The organism is Bordetella bronchiseptica, assembly GCF_900636925.1.
In the GTDB taxonomy this organism is placed as follows: domain Bacteria; phylum Pseudomonadota; class Gammaproteobacteria; order Burkholderiales; family Burkholderiaceae_B; genus Bordetella; species Bordetella pertussis.
This window is the reverse complement of record NZ_LR134326.1, coordinates 4,145,156-4,162,916: the sequence shown is the minus strand read 5'-3', so window position 1 is coordinate 4,162,916 and position 17,761 is coordinate 4,145,156. Positions and strand designations below refer to the sequence as shown.

The 17,761-nt window shown below is 68.8% G+C and carries 20 protein-coding genes; 7 read left to right on the top strand and 13 right to left on the bottom strand.

The genetic code is table 11. The annotated features are described in order from the left end of the window. Positions 1 to 16: 16 nt before the first annotated feature. Together coaD and rsmD are read right to left on the bottom strand one after the other, a co-directional pair. Complete coding sequence (gene coaD, locus EL288_RS19520; protein WP_003808574.1) at positions 17 to 526, bottom strand: pantetheine-phosphate adenylyltransferase; 510 nt, start codon at positions 524 to 526, stop codon at positions 17 to 19. Between the two features lie 20 nt (positions 527 to 546). Next, on the bottom strand, positions 547 to 1,167 hold the full coding sequence (rsmD, locus tag EL288_RS19515) for a 16S rRNA (guanine(966)-N(2))-methyltransferase RsmD (RefSeq protein ID WP_003808577.1): 621 nt from the start codon (positions 1,165 to 1,167) through the stop codon (positions 547 to 549). A gap of 207 nt (positions 1,168 to 1,374) precedes the next feature. Between rsmD and ftsY the strand changes: the two genes are divergently transcribed. Further along, positions 1,375 to 2,442, top strand: a complete 1,068-nt coding sequence (gene ftsY, locus EL288_RS19510) for a signal recognition particle-docking protein FtsY (protein ID WP_010925998.1) — start codon at positions 1,375 to 1,377, stop codon at positions 2,440 to 2,442. Between the two features lie 46 nt (positions 2,443 to 2,488). On the opposite strand, the gene EL288_RS19505 is transcribed toward ftsY, so the two are convergent. The 7 genes from EL288_RS19505 to EL288_RS19475 form a co-directional block, all read right to left on the bottom strand. Beyond that, a complete protein-coding gene (locus EL288_RS19505; RefSeq protein ID WP_033453969.1) occupies positions 2,489 to 4,087 on the bottom strand; it encodes a CYTH and CHAD domain-containing protein in 1,599 nt (532 codons plus the stop codon). 187 nt (positions 4,088 to 4,274) lie between these two features. After that, on the bottom strand, positions 4,275 to 5,096 hold the full coding sequence (phnE, locus tag EL288_RS19500; RefSeq protein WP_003808584.1) for a phosphonate ABC transporter, permease protein PhnE: 822 nt from the start codon (positions 5,094 to 5,096) through the stop codon (positions 4,275 to 4,277). After that, a complete protein-coding gene (gene phnE, locus EL288_RS19495) occupies positions 5,093 to 5,962 on the bottom strand; it encodes a phosphonate ABC transporter, permease protein PhnE (protein ID WP_172452875.1) in 870 nt (289 codons plus the stop codon). Before phnE (EL288_RS19495) ends, phnE (EL288_RS19500) begins: the two co-directional genes overlap by 4 nt. 17 nt (positions 5,963 to 5,979) lie before the next feature. Then, a complete protein-coding gene (gene phnC / locus EL288_RS19490) occupies positions 5,980 to 6,750 on the bottom strand; it encodes a phosphonate ABC transporter ATP-binding protein (protein ID WP_003808589.1) in 771 nt (256 codons plus the stop codon). Between the two features lie 2 nt (positions 6,751 to 6,752). After that, positions 6,753 to 7,760: a phosphate/phosphite/phosphonate ABC transporter substrate-binding protein gene (gene phnD, locus EL288_RS19485; protein ID WP_003808591.1), complete on the bottom strand. Its 1,008-nt coding sequence runs from the start codon at positions 7,758 to 7,760 to the stop codon at positions 6,753 to 6,755. Between the two features lie 148 nt (positions 7,761 to 7,908). Further along, complete coding sequence (locus tag EL288_RS19480) at positions 7,909 to 8,736, bottom strand: IclR family transcriptional regulator (protein WP_003808594.1); 828 nt, start codon at positions 8,734 to 8,736, stop codon at positions 7,909 to 7,911. 5 nt (positions 8,737 to 8,741) lie between these two features. Beyond that, positions 8,742 to 9,539 (bottom strand): HAD-IIB family hydrolase, encoded by a 798-nt coding sequence (locus EL288_RS19475; protein WP_010927717.1) that lies wholly within the window; start codon positions 9,537 to 9,539, stop codon positions 8,742 to 8,744. Positions 9,540 to 9,684: 145 nt separating this feature from the next. Between EL288_RS19475 and ribBA the strand changes: the two genes are divergently transcribed. The 6 genes from ribBA to EL288_RS19445 are packed head-to-tail and all read left to right on the top strand — an operon-like array spanning position 9,685 to position 14,031. Next, positions 9,685 to 10,860, top strand: coding sequence for a bifunctional 3,4-dihydroxy-2-butanone-4-phosphate synthase/GTP cyclohydrolase II (gene ribBA, locus EL288_RS19470; protein WP_003808597.1), 1,176 nt, complete (start codon positions 9,685 to 9,687; stop codon positions 10,858 to 10,860). Positions 10,861 to 10,873: 13 nt separating this feature from the next. Next, positions 10,874 to 11,401: a 6,7-dimethyl-8-ribityllumazine synthase gene (ribH, locus tag EL288_RS19465; RefSeq protein ID WP_003808598.1), complete on the top strand. Its 528-nt coding sequence runs from the start codon at positions 10,874 to 10,876 to the stop codon at positions 11,399 to 11,401. Positions 11,402 to 11,408: 7 nt separating this feature from the next. After that, positions 11,409 to 11,873 (top strand): transcription antitermination factor NusB, encoded by a 465-nt coding sequence (nusB, locus tag EL288_RS19460; protein ID WP_003808599.1) that lies wholly within the window; start codon positions 11,409 to 11,411, stop codon positions 11,871 to 11,873. A gap of 39 nt (positions 11,874 to 11,912) precedes the next feature. Then, positions 11,913 to 12,929: a thiamine-phosphate kinase gene (thiL, locus tag EL288_RS19455; RefSeq protein WP_003808600.1), complete on the top strand. Its 1,017-nt coding sequence runs from the start codon at positions 11,913 to 11,915 to the stop codon at positions 12,927 to 12,929. Then, positions 12,926 to 13,468 (top strand): phosphatidylglycerophosphatase A family protein, encoded by a 543-nt coding sequence (locus tag EL288_RS19450; protein ID WP_003808602.1) that lies wholly within the window; start codon positions 12,926 to 12,928, stop codon positions 13,466 to 13,468. The genes thiL and EL288_RS19450 overlap by 4 nt, the downstream gene beginning before the upstream one ends. Next, a complete protein-coding gene (locus EL288_RS19445) occupies positions 13,465 to 14,031 on the top strand; it encodes a CinA family protein (RefSeq protein ID WP_003808604.1) in 567 nt (188 codons plus the stop codon). The genes EL288_RS19450 and EL288_RS19445 overlap by 4 nt, the downstream gene beginning before the upstream one ends. Before the next feature lie 137 nt (positions 14,032 to 14,168). Here the strand turns inward: EL288_RS19445 and pyrF are convergent, their stop codons facing one another. The 4 genes from pyrF to EL288_RS19425 all read right to left on the bottom strand — a co-directional run bounded on the left by pyrF (position 14,169) and on the right by EL288_RS19425 (position 17,745). After that, positions 14,169 to 14,990: an orotidine-5'-phosphate decarboxylase gene (gene pyrF / locus EL288_RS19440; RefSeq protein WP_003808606.1), complete on the bottom strand. Its 822-nt coding sequence runs from the start codon at positions 14,988 to 14,990 to the stop codon at positions 14,169 to 14,171. A 7-nt stretch (positions 14,991 to 14,997) separates the two neighbouring features. Further along, positions 14,998 to 16,317, bottom strand: a complete 1,320-nt coding sequence (locus EL288_RS19435; protein WP_003808608.1) for an NAD(P)/FAD-dependent oxidoreductase — start codon at positions 16,315 to 16,317, stop codon at positions 14,998 to 15,000. 50 nt (positions 16,318 to 16,367) lie between these two features. Next, positions 16,368 to 16,766 carry a diacylglycerol kinase gene (locus tag EL288_RS19430; protein ID WP_003808610.1) on the bottom strand — a complete coding sequence of 133 codons (399 nt, stop codon included), beginning with the start codon at positions 16,764 to 16,766 and terminating at the stop codon, positions 16,368 to 16,370. Between the two features lie 88 nt (positions 16,767 to 16,854). Then, positions 16,855 to 17,745: a YihY/virulence factor BrkB family protein gene (locus EL288_RS19425; RefSeq protein WP_003808614.1), complete on the bottom strand. Its 891-nt coding sequence runs from the start codon at positions 17,743 to 17,745 to the stop codon at positions 16,855 to 16,857. Positions 17,746 to 17,761: the final 16 nt, after the last annotated feature.

Sequence of the window (17,761 nt, the reverse complement as noted above, 5' to 3'; positions counted from 1 at the left end):
CGCCCGCGCGGATGCCTCAGGCGCCGCCCTGCGCGGACTGCTCGCGGCGTTCCTTGGCCTTGGCCTGCAGCCAGCGCTCGACGGACGGAAAGACGAACTTGCTGACGTCGCCGCCCAGCTGGGCGATCTCGCGCACGATGGTGCCCGAAATGAACTGGTATTGGTCGGACGGCGTCATGAACATGGTTTCGACGTCGGGCAGCAGGTGGCGGTTCATGCCGGCCATCTGGAACTCGTACTCGAAATCGGACACCGCGCGCAGGCCGCGGATGATGACGCGGCCGTTCTGGTCGCGCACGAAATCCTTCAGCAAGCCGCCGAAACTGTGCACCTCGACGTTGGGATAGTGGCCCAGCACTTCGCGTGCGATATCCACGCGTTCCTCGATGGTGAAGAACGGCTTCTTGTTGCGGCTGTGTGCAATGCCCACCACGACCTTGTCGAAGAGCGTGGCCGCACGGCGGACCAGGTCTTCGTGGCCTCGGGTCAGCGGGTCGAACGTGCCGGGGTAAACAGCGATGATCATAGGGGCTCCGTACCTTTTGTTCAGTGGCTTGCACCATCCTCCAATGCCGGATTATTCATCGATTTGCGCATTGCAGCAAATTGGAAGAGGCGATAGTGCACGGCGCCGGCCTTGCCCTCGCGCAGCAGCTCGAATCCGGCCGGCGGCGCCGGCGCGGTTTCGGACTCGACATAGACCAGTCCGTCCTCGGCCAGCACGGCGGGCAGCAGTGGCCACAGGCGTTCCAGCCAGCCCTGGCCGAACGGCGGATCGAGCAGGACCAGGTCGAAACGCGAGGCGTCCATGCGCTCGATCACCTGCATGGCGTCGCCGGCATGGATGCGCACCGCGCCCGCCTGCAGCTTGTCGCGCAGCGTCCGCAAGGCGGCCGCCGCGCCGCGGTCGCGCTCGACCATCTGCACCTGACCCGCGCCGCGCGAGGCCGCCTCGAAACCCAGCGCTCCGCTGCCGGCGAACAGGTCCAGCACCCGCTTGTCGGCGAATTCGCCGCCCCACAGGTGGTTGAGCCAGTTGAACAGGGTCTCGCGCACGCGATCGGGCGTGGGGCGCAGGCCCGGCGCGTCGGCAACGGGAATGAGTGTGCGGCGGTAAAGGCCGCCCACGATGCGGATGGGTTTGCTGCCCGGGCGGGATGGTTTCAAGAACGGGGACCTCCTGGGCGCAATAGTAGCGTCCCCCGCGGGGACGGATGTAGGGAAACGAATATACTTTTGCCCATGTTCAGCTTCTTCAAGAAAAAATCCCCTCCGCCCGCCGCGCCGGCCCAGCCCGCGCCGCCGCCGGAGGCAGTGGACGCAGGGTCAGCCGCACCTGCGCAGCCTCAACCCGCCGAGCCGCAACCGGCCCCGATGCCGGCCCCCCAGCCCGAGCCGCAGCCCGAGCCGCAGCCGCAACAACCGCCCGAGCCGGCGCCGCCGGCCATGGCGTCGCCGCCTGTCGCCGAGCCGCAGCCACCGGTCGCCGAGCCGCAGCCACCGGTCGCGGCCGCGCCCGAGGCGCCCCGCAAGGCCTCGTGGCTGAGCCGGCTCAAACAGGGCCTGTCGCGCACCGGCCAGAACATCGGCGGGCTGTTCGTCGGCGTGAAGGTCGACGAGAACCTGTTCGAGGAACTGGAGTCGGCGCTGATCATGGCCGACGCGGGCATCGAGGCCACCGAGAAACTGCTGGCCGCGCTGCGCGCGCGCGTCAAGAAAGAGCGCATCGACGATCCGGCGCAGGTCAAGACGGCGCTGCGCCAATTGCTGGCCGACCATCTGCGGCCGCTGGAGCGGTCCTTCGACCTGGGGCGGGCCCAGCCCCTGGTGGTCATGATCGCCGGCGTCAACGGCGCGGGCAAGACGACCTCGATCGGCAAGCTGGCGCATACCTTCCAGCGCCAGGGCGCCAGCGTGCTGCTGGCGGCCGGGGACACCTTCCGCGCGGCGGCGCGCGAGCAATTGGTCGAATGGGGCAGCCGCAACAATGTGACCGTGATCTCGCAGGATGGCGGCGATCCGGCCGCGGTGGCGTTCGACTCGGTCAATGCCGGACGTGCGCGCAACGTGGGCGTGGTGATGGTGGATACGGCCGGCCGCCTGCCCACGCAGCTGCACCTGATGGAAGAATTGAAGAAGATCCGCCGCGTCATCGGCAAGGCCGAGGCCAGCGCGCCGCATGAAGTGCTGCTGGTGGTCGATGGCAACACCGGCCAGAACGCGCTGGCGCAAATCCGCGCCTTCGACGCCGCCATCACCCTCACCGGCCTGGTCGTCACCAAGCTGGACGGCACCGCCAAGGGCGGCACGCTGGCGGCCGTGGCCGCCGGCAGCCAGGGCGTGCGGCCCATCCCGGTCTATTGGATCGGCGTGGGCGAGGGGTTGGAGGACCTGCAGCCCTTCGTGGCCGACGAGTTCGCCGCCGCCCTGCTGGCTGACTGAACGGGGTTCGCGCCTGCCCGCAACGCCGCCCGTCCGGGCGGCGTTGTCATTTCCAGAACGGCTTGGCGTGCGCGAGCTGGTCGAACGCTTCCTGGGCCTGCGGCGTCAGGCCGTCGAGCCGGGCGCCGATCCAGCCCACCGCGAACCAGGCCTGCGGGTGCGCCTGCAGCGCCGCCTGGTAGTAATCGCGCGCCACCGCCAGATCGTTGATCTCGCCCAGCAGGTCCTGCACGCGGGCCAGTTGCTTGCGATAGGTGCGCAGCCGGGCTGCCGGCAGCAGGGATTCGGCGAACGACAGGCCGTAGCGCAGGCGCTTGACCCGTTTGCGCAGCTCGTGGCGCGCCTCCAGCTCCAGCGCGCCGAAGCGCAGGCCTTCGTCGATGACCTTGAGATGCCAGCGGCGCAGCCGGCCGGTAAGGCGCTTGCGCAGGGCGGGCGGTGCGGCCTCGGCGGGCGGCGCCAGCGGAATGATGGTGGGGCTGGCCGGCGCGGCCTCGGCCGTGGCGGCCGGGGCGGGCGGGGGCGGCACGTCCAGGCTCCAGGCCAGCAGCTCCAGCAGCCAGCCCTGGAAGGCGCGGTCGGCGGCCAGCGACTGGGCATTGTCGTTGGACGGCGCGGCCTCGGCGGGCAGGGCGGGCATGCCGGCGCGCGCCAGCAAGGGCATGATGGTGTCGGCCAGTACGTCCTGGTCGCGCGCCATGCCGAACGCGCTGAAATGCGTACGGGCGCCCTGCGCGAGGGTTTCGGACGGGTCGGCGACCCAGCCGTCGAACAGGCGCCAGGCCGAGCGCAGCCGCCGCACGCCCACGCGCAGCTGGTGCACGTGTTCGGGCGTGCCGGCGCGATAGACGCCCAGGGTGTCCACCTCGGCCAGCACGGCGGCGTTGCGCGCGATGTGGTCCACGCATTCGGCCGCTACCGCCGCCATGGCCTGCATGGGGGTCATCGACTCGTCCAGCTTGACCGCGCCGGCGTTGCGCGGCGCCCAGAAGCCGGCGACGGCCTGCTGGTCGCGCGTTGCCCGCGCGGCGTCATCAGCCTCGCCCGGCGCGGCGGCCAGGTCGTGCGCCAATTGCGCCAGCGCATCGCCCCGTTCGGATTTGCTGCGCGCATCCAGCACCAGCCCGTGGCGTTGCAGCCAGCTGCGCGCCATGGCGAAGATGGCCGCGGGCCGGCCCGAAACCAGTTCGAACTCCAGTTCGGAGATCGGCAGTTCGAGCGCGCCGGCGCGCAGCACGCCCGTGTCGTAGGCCAGCTCGACGGTGCCATGCCGGCCGCGCACCTTGCAGAACAGCCGTTGCACGTCGGTTTCGTAGCGCAGCCCCAGCTCGCCCTTGATGGCCGTCAGCGCGGCCTGCGCCTCGGTGCCGGCGTAGACGGACAGGTCCAGCACCGGCCCGGGGCGCGGGTGGTTGATCTCCACGCGGCTGATGGCATTGGCGCCCGGCATCTTCAGCGTCTGCACCCAGTCGCGCCCTTCCTGGCGCAGCCGGATCGCGATGCGGGCGCGCGCCAGCTCGCGGCCGGGGGTGTCGAAATACATGGCGTGCAGGCGGATGCGCGCGGCCTGCCGCTGCTGGATCTGCTGCTGCACCGCCGCCCGCGCCGCCGCCGGGACGTGCAGCTTCAATTCTTGTTCTGACATGATCGGACCCGCCGAGCCGAAAGCCTAGGATAGTACCCAAAGCTAACCCGGAAATTGATGACGGGTCATATTTCGGTCATGGGAGGGGCGCTGCGGGGGGGCATGGGGGTGCCTGTCCCCGCGGGGACAGGCACGCGGCGTGGAAGTCAGCCGGTGCCAGTCCCCCTTTGGGGACAGGCACGCGGCGTCAGAGGATGCGCTTGCGGGCCTGGGTGATGACGATTTCGGCGGCGACGACGACGATGAAGATGGCGGCCAGCACCAGGGCGACGCGGTCCCACTGGAACAGGTTGAGCGCGGTGTCCAGCGCCATGCCGATGCCGCCGGCGCCGACCAGGCCGAGCACGGCGGATTCGCGCACGTTGATGTCCCAGCGCAGCAGCACGATGGACCAGAACGAGGGGCGGATCTGCGGCCAGTAGCCGTACCACAGCACGGCGGCCTTGCTGGCGCCGGTGGCGGTCAGCGCCTCGATGGGGCCGCGCTGGGCTTCTTCGATGGCTTCGCCCACCAGCTTGCCGACGAAACCGATGGAGCGGAACGCGATGGCCAGGGTGCCCGCCAGCGCGCCAGGACCGAAGATGGCGATGAACAGCAGCGCCCACACCAGCGAGTTGACCGAGCGGCTGGAGACCAGGATCAGGCGCGCCAGCATGTTGATGGTGCGGCTGGGCGTGAGGTTGTTGGCCGCCAGCAGGCCCACCGGCACGGCCATCCCGACCGACAGGATGGTGCCCAGCGTGGCGATGTGCAGCGTTTCGACCAGCGCGGCGTGCACCCCCTCGGGGTAGTACGACCAGTCGATCGGCCACATGCGCCGCAGCAGGTCCGCCATCTGTTCGGGCGCGTCGTACAGGAACTCGGGGATCACCTCCACGCTGCGCACGGCCTGCACGATGGCGGCCACCAGCAGCAGGTACAGCATGAAGCGCAGCGCCTTCTGGCCGCCGCTGTAGCGCTGCCAGGTGCGCGGATGGCCCGGTTCCAGGCTCGTCACGGAGGTGTTCATTCGTCCACCTCCCCTTTGCGCGCCAGCGGCGTGGTCGAGCCCAGGCCCCGGGCCGCGGTGAAGCGGCGTTGCAGGATGCGTTCGAAGCCCATGTTGTCCAGGAATACCTTGCGCACGAAGCCCGCCAGGATTTCACCCAGCATGATGATGGCGATCAGCGTCAGCAGGATGGCTGCCACGAAGTCGTAGTCGAAGCGCTGGAACGCCGAGAACAGCGTGCCGCCGATGCCGCCGGCGCCGACGATGCCGACCATGGTCGAATTGCGCAGGTTGGAGTCGAACTGGTAGGTGGCAAAGCCCACGAAGCGCGCGAACACCTGCGGCAGCACGCCGAAAATGATGACGTTGCCGAACGAGGCGCCGGATGCCCGCACGGCCTCGACCTGCTTGAGCGAGATCTCCTCGATCGCCTCGGTGAACAGTTTGCCGATGAAGCCGATCGAGGCCACGGTCAGGGCCAGGATGCCGGCCAGTGCGCCAAAGCCCACGGCCTTGACGAACAGGATGGCCACGATCACCGGGTGCAGGGCGCGGCACAGCGCCACCAGCGCGCGCGCGGGCCAGGAGGCCCAGGCCGGCATCAGGTTGCGCGCGCCCAGCAGGCCGATGGGCAGCGACAGCAGGATGCCCAGCACCGAAGCCAGCACGGCGATTTCCAGGCTTTCGGCGATGCCCTTCCAGAGGGTGTCGGGTTTCTCGAAATTGGGCGGGAACATGCGCGCCAGGAAGGTCGCCGCATGGCCCAGGCCGGTTTCGAAGCGCGCCCAGCTGAAATCCAGCTGGGCGGCGGCGTAGAAGGTGTACAGCACCACCAGCAGCACGCCGGTCTTGGCGCGCCACGACAGCGAGAAAGGACGGCGCGCCATGTTTGCCGTGCGCACGGTCACTCCAGCCAAGACTCGCCTCCGTAGATGGTCTTGAGCATGGTGGCGTCCAGCCCCTTGCCGTCGCCGTCGTAGACGACATGGCCGCCCGACATGCCGACGATGCGGTTGGCGTAGCGGCGCGCCAGTTCGACGTCATGGATGTTGACCAGCACTGGGATGCCGTTGACGCTGCCCTGTTCGGTCAGCAGTTCCATGATCTCGACCGAGGTCTTGGGGTCCAGCGACGAGGTCGGCTCGTCGGCCAGCAGCAGTTGCGGCCGCTGCATCAGCGCGCGCGCGATGCCGACGCGCTGGCGCTGGCCGCCCGACAGGGCGTCGGCGCGCTGGTCGGCAAAGCCGGCCAGGCCCACCGTGTCGAGCAATTGAAAGGCGCGTTCGATGTCGGCCGGATCGAAGCGCCGCATCCAGGCATTGAGCGCCGAGGTGTAGCCCAGCCGTCCGGTGAGCAGGTTCTCCATCACGGTCAGGCGCTCGACCAGGTTGTACTCCTGGAACACCATGCCGATGCGCCGGCGCGCGCGGCGCAGCGACTGGCCGCGCACGCGGGCCAGGTCCACCGTGCCCTCGGCGTCCTTGAGCACGATTTCGCCGCTGGTCGGCTCGATCAGCCGGTTGATGCAGCGTAGCAGGGTGCTTTTGCCGGTGCCCGACGGCCCGATGATGGCCGTCAGGCCCTGGCCCGCGATATCGAGATCGATGCCGTTGAGAACCGGCTTGCCGGCCCGGTATTCCTTCACCAGGCCGGTGATGCGCAGAGACGTCGCCATGCTTACTGCTTGCCCTTGCTCTTGGCGGTTTCGCGGTCGTAGGCCGCGCGGTTGAACTTCTCGCCGCCGGATTCGGCCACTTCGCGCACGATGGCCCAGTCCTTCTGGTAGGTCACCGGATAGAAGCGGTCGGCCCCGTCAAACGCCTTTTTCATTTCGTCGGGGAAGCGGTAGTCGTAGAAGCACTTGAGCATCTTGTCGCGGAAGGCCGGCTCCAGGTCGTGCGCGTAGGCAAACGACGAGGTCGGGAATTTCTCGCTGCGATAGATCACGCGGAAATCCTCTTCCTTGACCTGGCCGCGTTCGGCCATGCGCTTGAACACGTCGGAGGCGACCGCGGCGGCGTCGTAGTCGCCGGAGTTCACGCCCATGACCGACTGGTCATGCTTGCCCGAGAAGATGACCTTGTAGTCCTTGTCGGGGGTCAGGCCTTCCTTGGGGAACAGGGCGACCGGCGCCATGTGGCCCGAGTTCGACGACGGCGCGGTGTGCGCCAGCTTCTTGCCCTTGAGGTCGGTCAGCTTCTGGTAGGGGCTGTCCTTCTTGACGATGACGATCAGGTTGTAGCCCTGGAATTCGTCCGCGTAGCCCTTGACGGCGAACGGAACCGCGCCGGCGATGTTCACGGCGAAGGCGGTCGGGCCGGTCGAGAAGCCGCCCACGTGCAGCCGGCCCGAGCGCATGGCTTCGATTTCGGCCGCGTTGCTCTGCACCTGGTAGAACACCACGCGCTTGCCGGTGCACTCGCTCAGGTGCTTGGTGAAGGGCTTGAAGATGTCTTCGTAGACGGCGGGATCTTCCACCGGCGTGTAGGTGAAGACCAGCGTCGATGGCGTTTTCAGCTTGGACTTGTCGGTCGGCGTATCGGCGACCAGATCCTTGTTCGCATCGCAATACATATTGTCCAGATCGCCGCGATTCGAACACGCGGCGTCGGCCGCCTGCGCGGCGTAGGAACCGAAAATCAGGGCGGTCACGGCGGCGGCTTGCAACAGGCGCTTGGCTCGCATGGGCGTCTCCTCGGAGTGCGTTTGGTATATGAATTGTCACGCCATTCAAACACAAACGAGCCTATCCGCGCACTCGGTGAAGTCCCTGTCTTTCTTTTCGTCTTTTGTTCGTTTTGTTCGTTTTGTTTTCTTTTTTGTTTCGAACGCTTCAATTGCCGCGATAGCCCAGCTTGCGCGAGATTTCCTGGGCGCAGGCCAGCAGCGGCCGGGCGATGGCGCCGGTGAAGGAGGCGTCGAACAGGCCGGTCGGCCCCAGGCTGGTCAGCGCCAGCACGATGCCGCCGGTGTGGTCGAACACCGGCACCGACAGGGCGTCCACGCCGGGCAGGGGGTTGCCCAGCGCCCGGGCCATGCCGTGCACGCGGATGTCGGCCAGCATGGCGTCCAGGTTGGCGCGGGTCGTCTTGCGCGGCGTCAGGCTGGCGATGACCGCAGCGTCGCCGTCTTCGCGGGCGATGTAGTGCTCGGCCACCTTGGGGGGCAGCCAGGCGGCGAACACCTGGCCGGTGGCCGTGTGCAGCATCGACATCACCGTGCCCTTGCGCATGTTGACATGCACCGGGTAGCTGGCCTCGGTGATGTGGATCATGGTCGGGCCGTGCGAGCCCAGCACCGCGATGCCCAGGGTGTGGCCGATCTCGGATTGCAGCTTGTCGACTTCGGGCAGGGCCACCCGCACGGGATCGAGCCGCTGCAGGCTGACCAGGCCCATCTGCAGCGCGAACGGCCCCAGTTCGTACTGGCCGGTCACCGTGTCCTGCTGGACCAGGCCGACCCGGGTGAAGCTGACCAGGTAGGGGTGGGCCTTGGCCGAGGTCATGCCGGCGGCGCCGGCCAGGTCGCGCAGCGTCAGGGGGCGGCCGGCGTCGACCAGCGCGGCCAGCAGCGGGAAGCCGACCTCGACCGACTGGATGCTGCGGCGGCCGTCGTTGCCTGGAGCGGCGGCGGGCTTGGCGGTGGATTTGGCGGCGGACATGGCGCTTATCCCCGGTTCGCCAGCAGGCGCTCGGCCATTTCGACGAAGCCGTCGCCGCCGCGCGCGGCCGCGACGAACGCCGGGCGATGCTGGATGCGATGCAGCTGCGACTGGATGTTGGCCACGCCGACCGAGATCGGGAAGAACTTGAACATCGGCTCGTCGTTGGGCGAATCGCCGATGAACAGGGTGTGCTGCAGGGCCGAATCGATGTTCAGGCCGAATTCGCGCTCGAACAGGGTGCGCGTCATGGTCAGCTTGTCGTAGTCGCCGAACCAGCCGTTGACGTGGATGGAGCTGACCTTGGCCTGCGCCCCGGCTTCGTGGAAGATCTCGACGATGCGGCCGACCGCGCCGTCGGGCAGGGCCGGGACGTCTTCGCAGAAATCGATGGCCAGGTCCGCCACCCGGTAATCCTGGTCGCTGGCCACGGCGGTGCCCGGCACTTCGCGCAGCACCCGTTCGCGGATGGCCTGCAGCGCCTGCCGGTTGGCCGCGCGGGTGGCGGCGTCGGCCCAGTAATGCGCGTTCATGCGGCGCGCCGAGCGGTCGTAGGCGTAGTAGAACGCGCCGTTTTCGCCCACGACGGCCCGCACCGGCCACATCCGCGCGATGTGGTCGCACCAGCCGGCGGGCCGGCCGGTGATCGGCACCACGACGATGCCGGCCTGTTCCAGGCGCTCCAGCGCCGCGTAGGCGCCGGCCGGCAGGCGGCCTTCCGTGGTCAGGGTGTCGTCGATGTCGGTCAGTACGATGCGTACCGACGCGGCTACCGGGGCTGGCATGGCCGCAAGCGCTTGCATGGGGCTCCTCGAGGGGATTTGTCGTTATCGGGGCGCGATTCTCAAGCGCGAAGTTTACCGTGCGCGCGCGGCCCGGCGCCGCGCGGGGCGCGACCGCGCCAAGGGCGCTAAAATTGCAGCTTTCCAGCCTGGACGCGCCCGATTCATGTCTGCCCAGATTTCCTCGCTCAACGCCGGCGCCGCGCCGGAATCTTTCGGCATCGCCTCGGTGCCCGAGATCATTGCCGAATTGCGGGCAGGCCGCATCGTCATCCTGGTCGACGAAGAAGACCGCGAGAACGAGGGCGACCTGGTCATGGCCGCCGAGTTCGTCACGCCCGAGGCCATCAATTTCATGGTCACCCACGGCCGCGGCCTGGTGTGCCTGACCCTGACCGAAGAACGCTGCCGGCAGCTCGACCTGCCGCTGATGGCCAGCCGCAACGGCACTCGATACGGCACCAATTTCACGCAATCCATCGAGGCGGCCGAAGGCGTGGAGACCGGCATTTCGGCCGCCGACCGCGCCCGCACCATCCAGGTCGCGGTGGCGCGCGACGCCCAGCCGTCCGATCTGGTGCAGCCCGGCCACATCTTCCCGGTGCGCGCGGTGCCCGGCGGCGTGCTGGTGCGCGCCGGCCACACCGAGGCCGGCTGTGACCTGACCGCCATGGGCGGGCTGACCCCGGCGGCCGTGATCTGCGAAATCCTCAAACCCGACGGCACCATGGCGCGCCTGCCCGACCTGGTCGAATTCGCGCGCGAGCACAAGCTGAAGATCGGCACCATCGCCGACCTGATCCAGTACCGCAGCGAGCACGAATCCATCATCGCGCGCATGGGCGAGCGGATGATGCAGACTCCCTGGGGCGATTTCCGCTGCATCGCCTACCGCGACGACGCCACGCGTTCGCCACATCTGGCGCTGGTACACGGTAATATCGATCCCGAGCGCGAGACATTGGTGCGGGTGCACGAGCCCGCCTCGCTGCTCGACGTGCTGGATACGGGCGCCAGCCCGCACAGCTGGAGCGTGGGCCAGGCGCTGCATGCCATCGCCGCCTCGCCGGCCGGCGTGCTGGTGCTGATGAACTGCCAGTCGTCTACCGAACACCTGTTTGGCCAGATCGCCAACTGGGCCGGCCCCGCCGAGCGCGCGGCCGCCCAGGAAGGCGACCGATTCGGGCTGCGCACCTACGGCATCGGTGCGCAGATCCTGCGTGATTTGAACGTGGGCCGCATGAAACTGCTGGCCCGTCCCCGCAAGATGCCCAGCATGGCGGGCTTCGCCCTCACCATTACGGGTTACGATTGCGCCCCTCCGAACCTACGCAACGACTGAACAAGGCCGACACATGAATCCCTACATTCTTACCCCCGACCTGAACGGCGAAGGGCTGCACATCGGCATCGTGCGTGCCCGTTTCAACGAAGAAATCGGCCAGGCCCAACTGCAGGCCTGCCTCGAAGAGCTGGGCAAGCTGGGCGTGGACGAGCGCGACGTGATGGTGGTCAGCGTGCCGGGCGCGCTGGAGCTGGGCGTGGCCCTGGCGCGCATGGCCGAAAGCTATGAATTCGACGCGCTGATCGCCCTGGGCGCGGTCATCCGCGGCGAAACCTATCACTTTGAAGTGGTCAGCAACGAGAGCGCCGCGGCCATCAGCCGTATCGCGCTCGAAACCGGCATCCCCGTGGCCAATGGCGTGCTGACCGTCGATACCGACGAGCAGGCGCAGGCCCGTGCCGCCGGCAAGGGCGCCGATTGCGCCCAGGTGGCCGTGGAAATGGCCAACCTGGCGGCGGCGCTCGAGCCGGAAGAAGACGACGAAGACGAAGACGACGAGGACGAAGATTTTGACGACGAAGAAGACGACGGCCGCTGATAACGCGGTGCAGGCCCGCGCCAACGCGCGCAGCGCGCGGCGCCGCGCGCGCGAGTTCGCGCTGCAGGGCGTGTACGCGTGGCTGTTGCGCGGCGGCGAGGGCACCCAGGACGCCGGCGAAATCGACGCCCACCTGCGCGATGCCGAGGATTTCTCCGAGGCCGACGCGCAGTGGTTCAAGACGCTGCTGCACGGCGTGCTGCGCGAGGCGCCGGTGCTGCGCGAGCGGTTCCTGCCGTACATCGACCGGCCGCTGGCCGAGCTGTCGCCGGTCGAGCACGGCATTCTGCTGATAGGCAGCTTCGAGCTGATGCACCATGTCGAAGTGCCGTACAAGGTTGCCATCAACGAGGCGGTCGAACTGGCCAAGTCGTTCGGCGGCACCGACGGCTTCAAGTTCGTCAACGGCGTGCTCGACAAGCTGGCGGCCGACGTGCGCACGGCCGAAGTCCAGGCGGCGCCGCGGCGCTGACTTTCCGCGGGCGCGCCCGCGCGGCGCGTCCGTTCGCGTTTGCTGGCAGGAGTCGCCTTGGCGTCCGAGTTCGACCTGATCGCGCGGTATTTCACCAGGCCGGCTCCCGATGGCGTGCTCGGCGTGGGCGATGACTGCGCGCTGTTTCCCGTACCGCCCGGCCAGCAAGTGGCCACCAGCACCGACCTGCTGATCGAAGGGCGGCACTTCTTTCCCGACGTCGATCCGCAGGCGCTCGGCCACAAGGCGCTGGCCGTCAATCTTTCCGACCTGGCCGCCATGGGCGCGCGCCCCGTCGGCTGCCTGCTGGGGCTGGCGCTGCCCGGCGTGGACGAAGCGTGGCTGGCGGCGTTTGCGCGCGGCTTCCAGGCCCTTGCCGATACGCACGCCTGCCCGCTGATCGGCGGCGACACCACCCGCGCCCCGCAAGGGCTGCTGGCCATCAGCGTTACCGTGTTCGGCGCCGTGGCGCCCGGCCACGCGCTGCGCCGCGCCGCCGCGCAGCCGGGCGACGATGTCTGGGTTTCCGGGGAGCTGGGCGCGGCCGATATCGCCTACCGCCTGCTCGATCGCCAATTGCCCGCCGACCCCTTGCGCCTGGCCGCCACCCGCGCGGCGCTGGAGTGGCCGCGGCCGCGTGTCGAGCTGGGCATGGCGCTGGCCGGCCTTGCGCGCGCCGGCATCGACATTTCGGACGGCCTGCTGCAGGACCTGGGCCACATTCTTGCCGCCAGCGGCGTGGCGGCCGAATTGCGTTACGACGCGCTGCCCGTCGCGGCCGCGCTGGCCGGCCTGCCGGCCGAGACCGTGCGCCGCGCCGCGCTGGGCGGCGGCGATGTCTACGAACTCTGCTTCACCGCCGACCCGGCGCATCGCCAGGCCATCGGACAGGCGGCGCACGGCGCGGGCGCGCCCGTCAGCCGCATTGGCCGCATCCTGGCGGGACAAGGACTGCGCGTGCTGGACGCCGATGGCGCGCCGCTGGGCGAACTGCCGGGCGGCTTCGATCATTTCTCCGACGCAACGGACCAGCCGGCCCCCGGCCGCCGACCATGAACCCGCCCGACGCCAACCCCGACCCGACTTCGATGCAGGCGCGCACGCGCGTGTCCTATCCCAGCTGGAGCTGGGTGCGCGCCAGGCCCGCGCGCCTGCTGGCTTTCGGCCTGGGCAGCGGCCTGTTGCGCCCGGCCTCGGGAACCTGGGGCACCTTGCTGGCCTGGCTGAGCTGGTTCGTCTTCGCGCCGCTGGCGCCCGACTGGGCGCTGGGCATGGGCATAGCCGCGGCGTTTGCCTATGGCTGCCTGGCCTGCGGACAGGCCGGCCGGGAACTCGGCGTGTCCGACCACGTCGGAATGGTATGGGATGAAATCGTGGCGTTCTGGCTGGTGCTGTGGCTGGTGCCGCAGACCGTGGCCGCCCAGGCGCTGGCGTTCGTCCTGTTTCGCGTATTCGATATTGCCAAGCCGCCACCCATCAAGTATTTCGACGCGCGCATCAAGGGCGGGTTCGGCGTGATGTGGGACGATATCGTAGCCGCCGCCTATACCTTGCTGGTCATGGCGATTCTGGTCCGCATGGGAGTATTCACATGAGCTTGCACGACACCCAGGGGCGCGCCGGCCTGGCGCCCACGCCGCTGACGGCGGCCGCCATCCAGGGGCTGGCGGAAATGGTCGGAGAGGCGCTGTTGCGGCGCGACTGGATGATGGGCACCGCCGAGTCGTGCACCGGCGGGCTGCTGGCCGGCGCGGTCACGTCGGTGGCCGGTTCCAGCGACTGGTTCGAGCGCGGCTTCGTCACCTACAGCAATGCGGCCAAGGTCGCCGAGCTGGGCGTTTCGGGCGAGACGCTCGATCACTATGGCGCGGTCAGCGAGCCCGTGGCGCTGGAAATGGCCAATGGCGTCCTGCTTGCCACGCCGTCGGCGCAAGTCGGCGTGTCCACCACGGGCATCGCGGGTCCGGGCGGCGCCACGCCGGGCAAGCCCGTCGGCATGGTGTGCTTCGGCTTCGCCATGCGCGCCCACGGCGGCATCACCTCGCGCGCCATCACCCATGTGTTTCCCGGCGATCGCGCCCAGGTGCGCAACGCCTCGGTCGAGTTCGCGCTGCGTGGCATCCTGGAATTCCTGGGAGAGCCGGTCAATCGAGGCTGACTTTCTCGGGTGCCAGTCCCCGCCGGGGACAGGCACCTGGACACCCAGATTCAACGTGTGCCTGTCCCCCTGCGGGGACAGGCACCCTGAGAAGTCAGCGGGTGCCAGTCCCCCTTCGGGGACAGGCACCCGGGGGGTTACGTTCTTACCGCGTTGATGGCGTCGCGCAGGCCGCGCGCGGCTTCGCCGGCGGCCTGGCGCCAGTCTTCGCCCGTGCTGGCGTACAGGATGGCGCGCGACGAGTTGATCATCATGCCCGCGCCGGCGCTGTTGGCGCCCGCCTGCACGGTGGCGTTGATGTCGCCGCCCTGGGCGCCGATGCCCGGCACCAGCAGCGGCACGGCATCGCCGATGCGCTGGCGCACCGCCGCCAGTTCGTTGGGGAAGGTCGCGCCGACCACCAGGCCGCACTGGCCGTTGGCGTTCCACTTGTCGGCCACCAGGCCCGCCACATGCAGGTACAGCGGCTGGCCGTCGGCCATTTTCAGGAACTGCAGGTCCGAGCCGCCAGGGTTGGACGTGCGGCACAGCACGATGACGCCGCGGTCGCCCCAGGCCAGGTACGGCTCGACCGAGTCCAGGCCCATGTAGGGGCTGACCGTCAGCGCGTGCGCCTGGTAGCGTTCGAATGCCTCGCGGGCGTAGTTCTCGGCGGTCGAGCCGATGTCGCCGCGCTTGGCGTCCAGCACGATGGGCAGGTCGGGATGCTGCGCGCGGATGTGCTGGCACAGGGCTTCGAGCTGGTCTTCGGCGCGGTGCGCGGCGAAATACGCGATCTGCGGCTTGAAGCTGCACGCGTACGGCGCGGTGGCGTCGACGATGTCGCGGCAGAACTGGAAGATGGCGTCGGGCTTGCCTTCCAGTTCGCGCGGAAAGCGCTTGGGGTCGGGGTCCAGTCCCACCTGCAGCAACGATTGGCTGGCGCTCCAGGCGTGTTCGAGTTTCTTCAGGAATGTCATGGCGAGGTCAGTGCAGTTTGACCCTGGGACGGGTGCGCCGCATCAACAGGCGCGCCAGGGCAAGCGTGGCGGTCCGCGAAATACCGAGCACCGCGCGGTGGTGCATCAGGTGCAGACTCATGTACATCAGGCGCGCCAGTGTACCGCTTACGAACAGGCCGCGCCCGGCCAGCTTGCCCATCAGGCTGCCCACCCCGGACCCCTGGCCCAGCGAAACCAGCGAGCCGTGGTCGTGGTACGCATAGGCCTCGGTGGGTTCGGCGGCGTTGCGCAGGCGGGCCGTCAGCTTGCGCGCCAGGTAGTCGGCCTGCTGGTGCGCCGCCTGCGCGCGGGCCGGCACGGTGCGTCCGTCCTTCCAGGGCGCCGCGCAGCAATCGCCCAGCGCCAGGATGTGGGGATCGGGGCTTTCCAGGCGTTCGTTGACTTCCAGCTGGCCCAGCCGATTGAGCGGCAGGCCCAGTTGCCGGAACAGCGGCGGCCCTTCGATGCCGGCGGCCCACAGGCACATCGTGGCCTCGAAGCGCCGGCCGTCGGCGGTGACGACATGGTCGGCGCCGACTTCGGCCACCCGGCAATCGGTTTCGACGCGCACGCCCAGCTCGGTCAGGCGGGCGTGGGCCGCGCGCGAGATCTTCTCGGGCAGGGCCGACAGAATGCGCGGCGCGCCTTCGACCAGCGTGATGACCAGGTCGCGGTCGGCGCGGAAATTGGGCAGTCCGTAGGCGCTGACCACATGGCTGGCCTCGATCAGCTCCACGGCCAGTTCGACGCCGGTGGCCCCGCCGCCGACGATGACCAGGTCCAGGCGCGCGGAGGGGTCGTGAACCTTGCGCAGGTCCACCTGCACCATGGCCTTGAGCATGGTCAGGCGGAACTGCTCGGCGTTCTCGGTGGTGTCCAGGGTAACGGCGTGTTCGGCCGCGCCCGGCGTATTGAAGAAGTTGGAAGTGCTGCCCATGGCCAGCACCAGCGTATCGTACGAGAGTTCGCGCGGCGGCAGGACCTGCTGGCCGGACGGGTCGGCCACCGGCCCGACCTGGATCTGGCGCCGCTCGCGCTCGATGCCCTGCAATTCGCCTTGCGCGAACGTGAAGTTGCACATGTTGGCCAGCATCAGGTAGGACAGGCCTTCCTGGTGGATGTCCAGCGTGCCGGCGGCGGCTTCGTGCAGGGAGGGTTTCCAGATGTGGAAAGGGCGGCTGTCGACCAGCGTGACGCGCTCGCGCCCGTGGGCGCGGCCCAGCTTGGCGGCCAGTTCGAGGCCGCCGGCGCCGCCGCCCACGATGACCACGCGATGAGGGGAACCTGTATTCGGGGTCTGCGTCATGCGGCAAGTATAGAGTGGCCCGGCGCGCTTGGAAACGGCGGCGCCGCCGCTCAGTCCAGGACGAAGCGGCTGATGAGCACCGCCACCCAGACCGCCAGGGTGAACAGCAGCATCAGCATGACCGCGGCGCTGCCGAGGTCCTTGGCCCGGCCCAGCAGGGGATGGGTCTCCACCGACAGGGCGTCGGCCAGCGCCTCGATGGCGGAATTGAGCAGCTCGGCCACCAGCACCAGGATGACCGAGGCGATCAGGATGAAGACTTCGTCGGTGGTGCGGCCCAGGAAGAATGCCGCGGGCACCAGCAGGATGGCCAGGACCAGCTCCTGGCGGAACGCCGCCTCGTATTTGATGGCTGCCTTCAGCCCTTGCAGCGAGTAGCGCAGCGCGTTGAGAATGCGGCGCAATCCGCCTGTGCTCTTGAAGGGGGAGGGATGAGGGGTATGGGCCATGGTCGGATTGTGCGGCGTCTAGGGTTGGCTGGCCGCGTTTTTAACAGATATGTGTTGCCCGCGTGAGCCCTGCGGCCGCCTGCCGCCTTCAGGCGGGGGCGGCCCGGCGCAGGCTGCCGAAGCGCTCGGCGAACTGCCGGGTGAAGACGGCGCCGAAGAAGAAAATCTGCGCTGAATAATAGATCCACAGCAGCAGCGCGATCAGCGAACCCGCCGCCCCGTACGCCGATACCGCCGCGCCGCGTCCCAGGTACAGGCCGATGCCCCATTTGCCGGCCAGGAACAGCGCCGCGGTCACGATCGCGCCGGGTATCACGTCGAGCCAGGGAATGCGCTTGCTGGGCAGCAGCTTGTAGACCACGGCGAACAGCGCGGTCACCACCGCGAACGAAAAGAGGTTCGACAGCCAGTCGGCCGCCATCGCGAAGGCCGATGTGCTCCATAGATCGCCGTAGTATCCCTTGGCCGCGCCCAGCGCCGCGTTGAGGGTCAGCGAAAGCAGCAGGAACAGCGCCAGCACCAGCACCAGGCCGAATGACAGCATGCGGCTGCGCACCAGTCCCTGCAAACCGCTCTTGTCTTCCTTGACGTCCCACAGTTCGTCCAGGCTGGCCTTGAGTTCGGCGAAGGCCGTGGTGGCGCTGAACACCAGCACGCATATCGACAGCAGCGCGGCCAGCCAGCCGCTGCCCGATTCGTGCGCGCTGGCCAGCACCGTCTGGATCACCTCGGCGCCGCGCTCGCCGGTGAGGTCGCGCACCTGGCTGAACAGTTCCGAGCGCACGGCCTCTTCGCCAAAGAAGGCGCCGGCCACCGCGATCACCAGGATCAGCATGGGCGCCAGCGAGAACACCATGTACAGCGACAGCGCCGCCCCCTTGCTGGAAGCGCGATGGCGCGACCATTCGCGGGCCGAATCGGTCAGCAGCGCGCCGATGTCGCGGAGGTGGGGCAAGCGGATCTGGCGTGGCAAGCGCATGGCCTCGGGTTGGATG

Coding starts and splice junctions, on each gene's coding strand:
- phnE (WP_172452875.1), bottom strand. CDS start 5,962: ATGGCGCGCCGTCCTTTCTCGCTGTCGTGGCGCGCCAAGACCGGCGTG.
- coaD (WP_003808574.1), bottom strand. CDS start 526: ATGATCATCGCTGTTTACCCCGGCACGTTCGACCCGCTGACCCGAGGC.
- phnC (WP_003808589.1), bottom strand. CDS start 6,750: ATGGCGACGTCTCTGCGCATCACCGGCCTGGTGAAGGAATACCGGGCC.
- pyrF (WP_003808606.1), bottom strand. CDS start 14,990: ATGACATTCCTGAAGAAACTCGAACACGCCTGGAGCGCCAGCCAATCG.
- EL288_RS19505 (WP_033453969.1), bottom strand. CDS start 4,087: ATGTCAGAACAAGAATTGAAGCTGCACGTCCCGGCGGCGGCGCGGGCG.
- ribBA (WP_003808597.1), top strand. CDS start 9,685: ATGTCTGCCCAGATTTCCTCGCTCAACGCCGGCGCCGCGCCGGAATCT.
- phnD (WP_003808591.1), bottom strand. CDS start 7,760: ATGCGAGCCAAGCGCCTGTTGCAAGCCGCCGCCGTGACCGCCCTGATT.
- EL288_RS19445 (WP_003808604.1), top strand. CDS start 13,465: ATGAGCTTGCACGACACCCAGGGGCGCGCCGGCCTGGCGCCCACGCCG.
- EL288_RS19480 (WP_003808594.1), bottom strand. CDS start 8,736: ATGTCCGCCGCCAAATCCACCGCCAAGCCCGCCGCCGCTCCAGGCAAC.
- ribH (WP_003808598.1), top strand. CDS start 10,874: ATGAATCCCTACATTCTTACCCCCGACCTGAACGGCGAAGGGCTGCAC.
- EL288_RS19430 (WP_003808610.1), bottom strand. CDS start 16,766: ATGGCCCATACCCCTCATCCCTCCCCCTTCAAGAGCACAGGCGGATTG.
- EL288_RS19450 (WP_003808602.1), top strand. CDS start 12,926: ATGAACCCGCCCGACGCCAACCCCGACCCGACTTCGATGCAGGCGCGC.
- ftsY (WP_010925998.1), top strand. CDS start 1,375: ATGCCGGCCCCCCAGCCCGAGCCGCAGCCCGAGCCGCAGCCGCAACAA.
- phnE (WP_003808584.1), bottom strand. CDS start 5,096: ATGAACACCTCCGTGACGAGCCTGGAACCGGGCCATCCGCGCACCTGG.
- EL288_RS19435 (WP_003808608.1), bottom strand. CDS start 16,317: ATGACGCAGACCCCGAATACAGGTTCCCCTCATCGCGTGGTCATCGTG.
- EL288_RS19475 (WP_010927717.1), bottom strand. CDS start 9,539: ATGCAAGCGCTTGCGGCCATGCCAGCCCCGGTAGCCGCGTCGGTACGC.
- EL288_RS19425 (WP_003808614.1), bottom strand. CDS start 17,745: ATGCGCTTGCCACGCCAGATCCGCTTGCCCCACCTCCGCGACATCGGC.